The 12,012-nt window shown below is 44.1% G+C and carries 10 protein-coding genes; 3 read left to right on the top strand and 7 right to left on the bottom strand.

Annotated elements, in window-relative coordinates; translation table 11 throughout:
- Window positions 1-24: 24 nt before the first annotated feature.
- Window positions 25-573: a GNAT family N-acetyltransferase gene (locus NSU15_RS01930; RefSeq protein ID WP_076116568.1), complete on the bottom strand. Its 549-nt coding sequence runs from the start codon at window positions 571-573 to the stop codon at window positions 25-27.
- Between the two features lie 69 nt (window positions 574-642).
- A complete protein-coding gene (locus NSU15_RS01925; protein WP_076116566.1) occupies window positions 643-1,314 on the bottom strand; it encodes an O-methyltransferase in 672 nt (223 codons plus the stop codon).
- 354 nt (window positions 1,315-1,668) lie between these two features.
- Between NSU15_RS01925 and NSU15_RS01920 the strand changes: the two genes are divergently transcribed.
- The gene (locus NSU15_RS01920) at window positions 1,669-2,565 is read left to right on the top strand and encodes a LysR family transcriptional regulator (RefSeq protein WP_339288922.1); all 897 of its coding nucleotides are present in this window, start codon (window positions 1,669-1,671) and stop codon (window positions 2,563-2,565) included.
- Window positions 2,566-2,999: 434 nt separating this feature from the next.
- Here NSU15_RS01920 and NSU15_RS01915 read toward each other — a convergent pair whose 3' ends face one another.
- Window positions 3,000-4,232 (bottom strand): MFS transporter, encoded by a 1,233-nt coding sequence (locus NSU15_RS01915; protein ID WP_339288920.1) that lies wholly within the window; start codon window positions 4,230-4,232, stop codon window positions 3,000-3,002.
- A gap of 186 nt (window positions 4,233-4,418) precedes the next feature.
- On the opposite strand from NSU15_RS01915, the gene NSU15_RS01910 reads away from it, so the two are divergent.
- Window positions 4,419-4,994: a TetR/AcrR family transcriptional regulator gene (locus NSU15_RS01910; protein ID WP_339288919.1), complete on the top strand. Its 576-nt coding sequence runs from the start codon at window positions 4,419-4,421 to the stop codon at window positions 4,992-4,994.
- Window positions 4,995-5,080: 86 nt separating this feature from the next.
- Here the strand turns inward: NSU15_RS01910 and NSU15_RS01905 are convergent, their stop codons facing one another.
- The 3 genes from NSU15_RS01905 to NSU15_RS01895 form a co-directional block, all read right to left on the bottom strand.
- Window positions 5,081-5,563: an NUDIX hydrolase gene (locus NSU15_RS01905; protein ID WP_339288917.1), complete on the bottom strand. Its 483-nt coding sequence runs from the start codon at window positions 5,561-5,563 to the stop codon at window positions 5,081-5,083.
- 33 nt (window positions 5,564-5,596) lie between these two features.
- The gene (locus NSU15_RS01900) at window positions 5,597-7,312 is read right to left on the bottom strand and encodes an ABC transporter ATP-binding protein (protein ID WP_339288916.1); all 1,716 of its coding nucleotides are present in this window, start codon (window positions 7,310-7,312) and stop codon (window positions 5,597-5,599) included.
- Window positions 7,313-7,624: 312 nt separating this feature from the next.
- Window positions 7,625-9,877 (bottom strand): beta-L-arabinofuranosidase domain-containing protein, encoded by a 2,253-nt coding sequence (locus NSU15_RS01895; RefSeq protein ID WP_339288915.1) that lies wholly within the window; start codon window positions 9,875-9,877, stop codon window positions 7,625-7,627.
- Between the two features lie 145 nt (window positions 9,878-10,022).
- On the opposite strand from NSU15_RS01895, the gene NSU15_RS01890 reads away from it, so the two are divergent.
- Window positions 10,023-10,916, top strand: coding sequence for a helix-turn-helix transcriptional regulator (locus tag NSU15_RS01890; protein WP_339288913.1), 894 nt, complete (start codon window positions 10,023-10,025; stop codon window positions 10,914-10,916).
- A gap of 48 nt (window positions 10,917-10,964) precedes the next feature.
- Here NSU15_RS01890 and NSU15_RS01885 read toward each other — a convergent pair whose 3' ends face one another.
- Window positions 10,965-11,948 carry a phosphotransferase gene (locus tag NSU15_RS01885; protein WP_339288911.1) on the bottom strand — a complete coding sequence of 328 codons (984 nt, stop codon included), beginning with the start codon at window positions 11,946-11,948 and terminating at the stop codon, window positions 10,965-10,967.
- Between the last annotated feature and the right edge of the window lie 64 nt (window positions 11,949-12,012).

Raw genomic sequence — 12,012 nt, 5'->3', positions numbered from 1 at the left:
GGGTGTTCCAAAAGCCATTATGGCTTAGGAGCACCTATCTTCATATTCTATTCTAGTTAACCCGTAAAAGACTAGATCCTCGAACTTATCCCATTTCAAAATATGCCGTTTAAATTCCCCTTCAAATCTCATTCCAGCTTTTTTCATAACATTGGAGGAAGCAGGATTTCTAGTCATTGCCGCTGCCCATATTTTATTTAATAGCAAGTCTTCGAATCCGAAATCGATCAATTGCTTTGCCGCTTCCGTCGCATAACCATTTCCCCAAAAAGGCTTGCCTACCCAATATGCAAGTTCACCTCTTACATGCGATTTGTCTATATTTAGACTCATACAACCTATTAAGGTATTGCTCTCTTTACTAATTAAAGCAAAAGGGAATCCTTCACCATCGTCTGCTCTCTTCTTACAAGAACCAATCCAAGATTCAGCCGCTCCATCAGGATAGGGATGAGGTATAGACAGCGTTGTTCTAGCTACTTCTATATCCCCAGCAAGCGCTTGAACGTTACTTGCATCTGTGGATTGAAACGGTCTTAGAATTAACCTTTGGGTTTCAAATGTAGGTTGCATTGAAAGTACCTCTCACTATTGGATTTTCAATAGATTATATTACAATTGTTGGATATTGCAATACATAAATCAGCTATTCACAATCCCCAATACGAATCCATCATACCCTTTACTTCCCACCGTCTGAATGGCCGTAGCCGAAATCCTAGGCTCTTCAGCCAACAGATCATAAAATTCCCGTACGCCTACTACACGAGGATCTTTGCTATTCTTGTTAATGACCTCACCTTCACGAATCACATTATCGCCTATAATCACTGTACCAGGCCGGGAGAATTTAAGTGCCCATTGTAAATAGTTATTGTTATTCGGTTTATCCGCGTCAATGAATATAAAGTCAAAGGGTTCCACACCCTCTTGTTCCATCTGAGACAACTGCCCCAAAGCATCGCCTATACGAAGTTCTATCAGATCATCTACTTGAGCAAGCGAGAAATTAGCCCCAGCCACCTGAGCATGCGATGGATCAAGCTCCAAGGTAACGATATGTCCGTCAGACGGGAGCGCTCTTGCCATCCAAATCGTACTGTACCCACCCAATGTGCCAATCTCCAGAATTCGGCGTGCACCTTTCATTTGAACCAATAGGCTAAGGAACTTACCCTGACTAGGTGAAACATCAAAAGGCGGCAGCCCTGCCTGTTGATTGGCGAACAACACTTCCTCCAGCACGGAGTCCTGTGGAATTAGACGTTCTGTAATGTACTGATCAACTTTATCCCATGTAGTCGTTTGATTCATATTTATCACTTCTCCTTTGAAATAAAAATTTAATGGCCACAATTAGGGATCGGTCATAACTACGAGGAGTGTTTGGACTTCCGGCCGCTGTTGTCCCCAGATTTCATTAATTAAACCACTATTCGCGGTTGAAATCCGTGGACAAAGGCGGTCGCTAACGCTCCTACAGTTCCAAACCTCCTCTTCGTTACTCCCTTTCCCTAACTAAAGATTTAAGTCCAAAATACAAGTTCAACTTCAACTTCAACTTTTACTTTATACCTGTATTGTAAATCAGTTATAATCATAAATATAATATATCTTTAAATCTAAACTATATAGTTAATATATGAATTGAATAAAGGGAGTTTAACCATGAATCTTCACGCCTTGCGCTTATTCCATGTAATCGCATCAACAGGAAGTGTGACACGCGCCTCAGAAACTTTAAATATCAGTCAGCCTGCGATTACTGCTCAGATCAAGAAATTCGAAAAGGAACTATCCTTCGCCCTATTTAAGCCTCAAGGCAGAGGAATTGCTTTAACAGATGCGGGTGAAGCGCTTGCCTTACTCGCCAAAAGACTGTTCGCCGTCGAACAGCAGATCGAACAATTCGCCCAGGATTACGTTAACGGCACGAATGGAAGTATTCGTCTAGCCGCGACATATTTGCCTGCTCACTTCCTTATCCCTACCTGGATCGCAAAGTTCAAGCAACAATATGAGCAAGTGGAAATGGTGATTACCACCACCAATTCAAGCGATGCTCTGAAGCAGCTGTTAAATGTAGACGTGGATATGGCGATTTACGGAGGGATTGCCGAGGCCTATCCAGATACGATCCGGACAGAAGAGTTATTTCAGGATGAGTTATGGTTTGTGGTCGCACCCCATCACCCCTATGCGAATCAGCAGATTTCTTTATCCGAAATGATGAAGGAGCCTTTTGTCATGCGTGAGGAAGGGAGCTCGACGAGAGAGAGATTGTTATCTTTATGCCGCACATACAATACGCCTGCTCCCACGATCTCCTTGCAATTCAACGGACTTCATGAAGCGATCCAAGCCGTTATCGCCGGATATGGCGCCAACTTCGTCTCTTCACTCGTTGTACGTGAATATGTAGAACGTGGAGAATTATGCCGTGTTTATGTGGAAGGCATACATCTGAAGAACAGCATTGCGATCTGCACTCGACAGAATGAACCGTTATCCGCCTCTGCGTCAAACCTTATTCAGATGATTCGCCAAAATCCTTATACGATGTAGTATTAATGTCTCGTTAGCCCTCTTATTCATCCATACTTTTCTCTGCATACCTTTCTCTGCATACCTCTCGCTGGAATAGTGAAAACCTGCAATAGTGCAGCTTTTTGTACAGCTATCCTCATCATGCCGACCAAAAACTGCAAATGTGCAGGAAATTTCCTCACAAATGGCTTGAAAGCTTCTTCTAGAGCAAAAATAACTGCAGATTCGCAGGAATAAGTGCTTCAGCTCTCCACGTATTATAAAAAGATGTACTTTTGCAGGTTTATCCACCGGTTATATGTTACTAATTAGTCAATCATCACATCTTGAGCAACACTGTGCTGATTATGTCCTTGAGCCATCCTATATTTACGTAAAAAAGCTGCTCTCTAGGCTGACTATATCCAGCCCGGAGAGCAGTCCTTATAATGTACCAGCTTTATTTGAACCTCTTACGCTTGCTTCTTCTCCGTTAAATAGTACAAGAAGGCCAAGATCGGCAGCGCCAGACCGATCAAGCTGGTCAGACTCCAGCCGCCGTACGCATATGCCCAGCCGCCCAGTGAAGAGCCGATGGCTCCGCCTACGAAAAATATCGCCATAAACAATCCGTTCAAACGTCCTCTCGCCTCGTTGCCAAGGGAATAAATTGCCCTTTGTCCAAGCACCAGATTACCCGATACCCCCATATCCAGCATAATAGCTGCTGCAACCAGCAATCCGAGCGTCACTCTTGAATCATTCTGAAACAAGTAAGCAAGAAGAAAAGCCACAGCTGCCAGCACAAACGCAAGTCCGGTCAACGGACGGGTCCAGCCCCGGTCAGCCAGTCTCCCAGCGATGGGAGAAGCGATAGCCCCAGCCACTCCGGCCAATGCAAACAAGGCAATGCCTTGCTGACTTAAATGATACGTATCAGCCAGATGCAGAGAGACCGTCGTCCAGAACAGGCTGAAGGCTCCGAACAGGCTAGCCTGGTAAATCGCCCGGCGGCGTAGCACTGGCGTACTCTTCAGCAAAGTTCCCAGAGAACGTATCAATCCACCATAATTCATTGTGGGCACAGGCTGGCGCTGCGGCAGCACACGGGACAATAGGAGTGTCAATAAGGCAATCACTACGGCTGAAATGGCATAAATCGCGTGCCAGCCCCACAATCCAGAGACAAAGCTGGCTACAGGTCTGGCGAACATAATGCCGAGCAACAGCCCACTCATTACATTACCGACTACCCGGCCGCGCTGCTCTTCAGCAGCCAGAAAAGACGCATAAGGCACAAGAATCTGGGCGGCTACAGAACCAAGTCCAATGAACAGGGACGCTCCCAAAAAGATCGCTGCATTCGGAGCCATTGTCGCCGCTACCAACGACACCACCACTACAACCAGCGACGCCACTGTCAGGCGGCGATTTTCAATAATATCGCTAAGCGGTACTACGAACAAAAGTCCAAGGACGTATCCTACCTGGGTCAAAGTCACAATCAGACCCGCTGCACCGGAAGAAAGATGCGTAGCTTGAGCGATCTGTCCAATCAGGGTTTGGGCATAATACAGATTGGCTACAATTAGCCCGCAGGAGGCCGCTAGTAGAAATGTAATCCATCCAGGGATCGTCTTTCCTTCCGAATGTTCCTTCACTGGATTCACTGAACTTACCGGATTCATTCGTCTTCCTTGATTCATAAGATCTCCACCCTTCCATTTTAATTACTAAACGCACCGTTCAATAATTATTTTAAATATATACTGAACGTTCAGTTTTGTAAATAGGTGATTGGCTACTTCATATAACCTTTTGTATAATGAACGTATAGTTTCTTTTTAGGCCGCAAGTTAAATAAAGGATAGATTATTCGGGAGGGATCTCTGATGGATAAAAAAAGAGGACGGCCGCGCAATAACGAAGCGGAGGCTTCTATTCTGGCAGCATCGTATGATCTACTGCTGGAGACTGGATTTGGTGCGGTGACCGTAGAAAAAATTGCCGAGCGAGCTAAGGTAAGCAAAGCAACTATTTATAAATGGTGGCCTAACAAAGCAGCCGTGGTAATGGACGGCTACCTCTCTGCAGCTTCCGCAAGACTGCCGGTGCCAGACACAGGTTCGGTCATGGACGATATTATAATCCATGCCACAAATCTGGCCAGCTTTCTTCGCAGCCGAGAAGGAAAAATCATTACCGAGTTGATCGGCGAAGGACAATTCGATGCTGGCCTTGCTGAGGCATATCGTGCAAGGTTTTTTGCTCCCCGCCGCCAAGAGGCAAGGCATCTGTTAGAGCGTGGGGTGACCCGGGGCGAATTAAAGGCGGACCTGGATATTGGGATCACAATTGATCTGCTCTATGGCCCGTTATTTTACAGGCTTCTGATCACAGGGGATGAGCTAGACGAAGCCTTTGTGAAATATTTGATCACCTCTGCCTTTGAGGGCATCAAAGCATAACAAGCGTAAACGCCTTTAGCGCGTGAAACTTATACTTTCTTATATTTAAAAAGCCATCCTTTGCAGGATGGCCTATCGCTTTTTTTTTACACCGTTCGATCCAAATTAACTTCAAACTTGCCTCCAGTTACATAATCCATATACCTCGTATTCCCATCGTAATCCAAGTATGCTTGATAGCGGGTACGAATAGCCGGTTGTGTAATCCAATCAAGCACTTTCTCTTTTGCCACCCACATCACTTCAGAGGTTTCCTCCGAGGTACATAATTCCCCACCCACGGGCTTGCATATAAAATCAAACATGACCTTGGTAGGAACATCCGTCACGCCGTCATACCATTTATGAATGCCTGTATTTGAATACACACCAATCAATTGAGAAACCGTGACATCTATTCCACTTTCCTCTTTAATTTCTCGAATTAATGCATCCATTAGGTTCTCTCCGACCTCTACTTGTCCACCAGGAAATACCCATCCACCATGATGAGTCTTTACTAAAAGGATGTCTCCTTGTTCATTTTCTGCGAATCCACCTACCGCTACAATATGTGTTGGCCAAGCCATAGATTGCACCTCTTTTTAGAAGAGGTTAACAATTTAATCAGCATTTGTAAACGATATTTTTCTATTCCATAACGCTTTAAAGGCTTCGCAATGCTCTATTAAATCCTCAAACTTCCCTTCACCCACAACCGAGCCTTGATCCACTACCAGTATCTTATCAACGTCTTTTATAAAATTCAGTCGGTGGGCAACAATGATGATAGTTTTGTCCTTAAATTCCTGCAAAATCGTCTCCAGGAGACTTTGCTCCGTAATATTATCAAGTGCCGACACCGGCTCATCCAGAATAAGAACATTTCTTTTTTGGGCAATGATTCTGGCAAAGGCTAATCGCTGTCTCTCCCCGCCTGATAATTTGACCCCTTTTTCACCCACTAAAGTCTCTAAACGATCCGGTAATTGGCTTACTTTTTCAATTAGATGAACTTTCTCTAAAATCTCATACAGCTCTTCATCGGACAAGGTATGCTCATCAAATACAATATTGTCCCTAATCGTGGCATCGAAAATCGGCGTGTCCTGTGATAAGTAAGAGATATGATCATAGTAGCTATCCAGATGGATCTCATCGATATCCTTACCGTCCAATAAGAGTTCACCTTTGTCCTTCTTTAATAAGCCTACGATCAGTTTAATCAGAGTAGATTTCCCTCCCCCACTTAATCCGACAATAGCAACGGACATCCCCCGCGCAATCGAAAAAGACAGATTATTCAAGATCTTCACTTGTCCATAATCAAAAGATACATTCCTAAATTCAATATTACCGTGAATCTCAGTGACGACTTCTCCGGACTCCAAGTTTCTATCTTCTGGTGCCTCAATAAACTCCTCAAATCTCTTGTAGGTCACTTTATTCAGTCTGTAATCTACAAATAGAACATTAAAGATGGCGATCGGCGAGTAAATCTTATCAATGAACATAAACAATGCGACCACAACACCAAGAGTGCTATCACCTGCGACAATGCTCTTCACACCATAAATCAAGACGACGACTTTAATTACCGTGACAAACAGCTCGAATATCGCAAAAAAAGCTTCGTGGATCATTTGCAGCTGGGCATTTTTATGAATGATAGTGCGTGCGGTCTGGCTTAACTTATCGATCTCTTTCTCATATCGTTTATTAGTTCGGAAGACGACCAATTCCATAAAGCCACGGATAGAGAATCTGGACATCTTTTCTTGTTCCTGGAGAATGGTAGCCTTCATTGCATACAGAAATTTCAACAGCAGATTCGTTATTAGAAAGACGACCACGTAGCCAGCTGCTATGACTAACATGATCCTTAAATCATAGAAGCTAATAAAGATTAGACTGAACAGAAGAGTGGGCAATAACTCATGTAATGTTTTGAGGAAAAAGGAATAGATCATGCTGTTTCCAGCCGCTGCCCCGTTCTCGATCACTTTGATCATCTGCCCTGTGCCGATATCCTGATAGGCTTGATAGTCGATTTTGGATATTTTAGATAGTGCAAGTATCTTCAATCTCTCCGTTATACTGTTCGATAAATACACGCTAGGGTATTCGTCCACATAATTTAGGATCACCACCCCAGCCAGCAAAATCCCGTACACCATAATCAAATTGGATATTTCACCAAAGCTGTTGATCATCGTGGCCTTGTCTAATATTTTTTGAAACACTACAATGCCTAAACTACTCAGCAGCTGAATAGTAAAACCCAATAAAATATAACCGCATATCCACCATTTCAGGTGAGCTAGACTCTTTTTCAACATATCGTTAATCCCCTATCTTTTAATTGAATGCAAAAAAGCCAGGCAACCCTCCCCCATCCAACTGTAAAAAACCATCCACAAATACACGGTTCTCTAAGTTAAATAGGTTAAGTGCCTGGCTCTATAGAAATAGCTGCCTATGGCACCGTTCAAAGCTCTAGTTAATGTAATCAAAAGGGTAGACTCCCCCCCTTGATAGCTGGCACGCGTTTGACCCAGCCCGATAACTAGTTACTTCGAACGATACGGAAAGACATCCATTTCCCCCAATTAAAAGAATTGTTCCTATTATAATTCTCTAATCCATATATTTCAAGAATTACGTTTGACGATACGTAGTCCGGCCACTTGGCCCACCTTATGTCCTTCATGCGAAGCGAACTTGATCGTAACCGCTGAGTTGCTGCTCGTGATCGTCTGCGGAAGCTCGTAACGAATGGTCTCCAGCTTGTTCATCTCTTCAGACTCAAGGACGCCTAGCCCAAGTTGTTCACCATCTGCCGTAATATCGAAAGCCACCGAAGTATCGTTGGACTTCAAATACGTTACCACCAGATCCACTTGCTCCTCTGGCAAGACTTCCATCGTGAAGGAGAACCAACCATTGATCCAGCTATCGCGATACTTGCGGTTGTAGATTTTGCCTAAGCCTACATACTCTCCTTCAAAATTATGGTCTCGTTCAGGCTGCATTTCAGCAGGTTGCACCGAATCTACAGTTAGCTGTTCAAGTAGCAGATTATTCTCGACAGCCTCGCGATATTCAGCCTCTACCAGCTTCCACTCCTCTGACGTGAACAAATCCCAATACACGGAATAACGATGATCATGCATAGGATAGAATGGACGAAGTTCATGGTCTCCTGCATATCCTAAATCTTTCATCCGGAACACATTTTTGCTAACGTTAGACTGAATGAGGCTGTCCGTTAGCGTCTCGCGATCTCCGATTAATACGGAGGCAAGGGCGCGATCACTACCTAGCTCTGCATTTATAGGTCCAAAATCACCTGCAAGCACAAGCGGTCCATAGAGAAATGCAATTCGGCTCGGATTATCCGGCATGGACTCGATTCTTACCGACATCGGAATATCATATTCGACAACGTCTCCATCCTGCCATACTCTATCCACAGCTAGGTAGCTGGATTTGCCCACATTCACTGGAATATCTTCACCATTTACTTTAACGCTCATGCCTTGCTCAGCCCAGAAAGGGTATCTTAGCTTCAATGTGAATTTATTTGGATTCTCCGTGCTGATACGCAGGGTGCCTTGTCCCTCTTCAGGAAACTTGGTCTCCTGCTTTACACAGATGCCCTGCTCTTTCCAAGTCAACGTAGAAGGTACATACTGATTGACATATAGCTCATCTTCACTATGGAAGTAGATCGCCGATCCGTACATAGAATGGCTTTCCATACCTGATCCTACGCAGCACGTAAAGATCTCAAACTGGGAGTTGAACGACTTATGCCCACCCATTTCGAGAGATACGAAATAACATACACGTCCATCTACCGGCTCCTGTGAAGCAAGGATGTGGTTATACATCGCACGTTCATAGTAATCCGCATATGTGGCATAACCATCCCACTGGAACATATGCTTGGTCAGCTTCAGCATATTGTAGGTGTTACACGTCTCACATGAACCCTCTCCCAATCGATCGTTCAGCTTATCCGGTTCGCCAAAATGCTCATTATAACTGTTGCCGCCAATCACGTATGAATGATGATTCACGACCCGATCCCAGAAGAAGCGAGAGATGCCTGCGTAATGCTCCTGTCCCGTTACCTCATACTGTCTTGCCGCTCCAATAATCTTCGGAATCTGAGTATTGGCGTGTCTTCCTGCTAAGGTGTCCTTTTCTTCGGCAAGATCATTAAGGACTTCTCCATGGTAAAAGCTTTCAGCTAAGGTGAGGAAGCGGTCATCGCCAGAATCCTCTGCCAAATCTGTGAGGACTTCATTCATACCGCCGAATTCACAACGCAGCACCTCTTGGATCTGATCTTTATTCAGTCCTGAAAAAATATCTTCAAGCCACAGTCCAAGCTTCATTTCAATAACGAGCGCCTTCTGATTTCCGGCCAATCGATAAGCATCACGAAGACCCGCAAACAGCTTATGCATCGTGTACAGCGGCACCCAGCCACCATTGAGGTCAAAGCCCTGTGAGCGAATGTCGCCTACCTTCACTTCCTCAAACAGCTCTTTGCCACGAGGAATACCGGTAATGAAGCCATTACCATGCGCATCCTGACAATACTCTAATTCGTCTACTACATAATTCACGCGGGTGAGCAGCTCTTCATTCCCTGTAGAGGCATACATTAACGCACATCCAGAGATATAATGGCCTAGCGTATGGCCGCTAATGCCTTGCGATTCCCAGCCTTCATAGTGAGCAGCCTTAGGCTCTAAGCCAGCATATTCGCGAAAACGCGACAGTAGCCGATCAGCCTCCAGCTTGAGTAAATAATCCGTATTTAACTCCATCGCATGGAGAAGCGGACCTGACTCAATGCGTACATTCTGCAAATCAAAAGCTTGCGTCTTCAATGAAATCGCTCCCTCGCAATCTTGTCAGGGTGATATGACAAGTGTATATTTGTATCCATAAGATAACATCGGAACGTTGATTTGTCGGTAGATCAGCCATACAAATAGTGGACAAATCCGACTTATTGATTGCTAGGAGGAACGCATGACCTATTTGAAAATAAATGCAGATGTGCCTGTTCATTTTACGGCAGCAGGTGAATTCATCTCCGAAACGCCATGGAAACATGTAGAACGTGCAATGGGCAATTATGAGCTAATCATAGGCGTGAATGAAACGGTTTATTTAAGTGAGGAGAACAAAAGCTTCGAAGTAGGCCCTGACGAAGCTCTTTTGCTTATGCCTAATCGCACGCATGTCGGCTATAGAGAATCACGGCCCGGGGTTAAGTTTTATTGGTTTCATTTCGAGCTGAAAAGCGAGGGGGTATTGCTGAGTGAGGAGGAAATCAAACCGGAGGCGGAAGAAATCTTTTCGCGTACACAGCGCTTATGGTCCGTTCATGATTTATATCTGCCACAGTTCATAAAGATCGAACACAGTGACCGGATTCATATCTTGGCGAATCAAATCCTCCATGTGGCTAACTCAGGGTATTTGACCTATTCCAGTGTTAATTATTTGCTGACCTCACTCTTAATTGAGCTGTCTGAGCATGCGCTTCAGCCGTTCGCCAGTAAGCTAATCCGTGCGCAGCAAGATGTCACCTTCGTCAAAATAGCGGAGTGGACAAGAATACATGCAAGCGAACCTCTTACGGTGACAATCATCGCGGAAAAATTCAATTACAACAAGGATTATTTAGCTCGGCTATTTAAACAGCATACCTCCATGGGGCCATTGGAATATATCCATTCAGTACGTGTGACTAAAGCGAAGGAGCTGCTAACCAGAACCGCCCTCAGCGTGAGGGAAATCGCGACAGAAACGGGGTTCACCGACGATAAATATTTCATGCGCCTCTTCCGAAAATACGAAAACATGACGCCCACCCAATATCGTAACGCTTACCATAAGACGTTTATGAATAATGACTGAAGTAAAGCCACCCCTAAATATGGAGTGGCTTCTTGTTTGGGTATTTGTCTATTGGATAGAATGAACTTCACACCAATTACGTAGGAATTGCAGATTAGTATTGAAGTAATGATCGTTTTGCCACCCACAACTCCAAACCTGTGAGTTCCCTGTGTGCAGACCCATCAACCATATCTCCCGGATAGCAACAAATATAGGGATTGCCTTTAAATCGTTCTCAGATAATACTTTATGCTTTTGGTATGAATCCAGGAAAACAGTCCATTGTTCATTGTCAAAATGCTCTCGTTCTTTCCCTCTAACCCTTGACCACAAAAACACGGAAACATCATAGGCCCTCCATCCAAAACCTCCGCAATCAAAGTCGAAATGAGTCAGGGTATCCTCGTAGAAATGTACGTTCGCTCCATGAAGATCACCATGACATGCCCCCCAATCCAGCTCTGTTGAGATTTCAGTTATGCTATTTGCCAATACTTCCGACAAAGATTCTAGATAGACGATATCCTCCTGCCTGTGCCTGTGGGATAAAGGCTTGCGAATCGATTGAAGCGGTTCTTTAAGCAGATGATCCAGATTAAGCGTAAATCTTTGCTGCCCACATTCGAAATCATCCATAGCCAGATGCATCTTAGCCACTTGTTCACCGTATAATTCACAGCTAACTTTTTCATCGGAATAATTGCCTTTTGCAAAAGTAAACAGAACTGCGTAACGTGTTCCTTCAGGAGCCTCCAGCTCAATCAGATAACCACCATCCTTGCTGATTACTGGGGCCGATACAGGTATATTCTTCTTATTTAAGTGATTCAACAACTCCACTTCAAAATCAATCTCATGTTTATTTCGCCAATGAGCTTTATAGATTCTAAGAATGTATTTATCAATAGAGGTCTTTAGTAAATAGGTATCATTAAGTCCGTTCTCATAAAAACTACACTCCAAAACATCCCCGATTTCATAAAGATCATTAATTACGGGTACTAAGGCATTGGAAGAAATAACGGAATGATACACCGGTAGTTTCAGCATATAAATCACCCTTCAACGTTAATTGCTACTCACTATTTATTTTCACGTTTGGCCCGTATAAAGG

The sequence above is a fragment of the Paenibacillus sp. FSL E2-0201 genome (assembly GCF_037963325.1).
Taxonomy (GTDB): Bacteria; Bacillota; Bacilli; order Paenibacillales; family Paenibacillaceae; genus Paenibacillus_AQ.
This window is presented reverse-complemented; position numbering and strand designations above follow the sequence as displayed.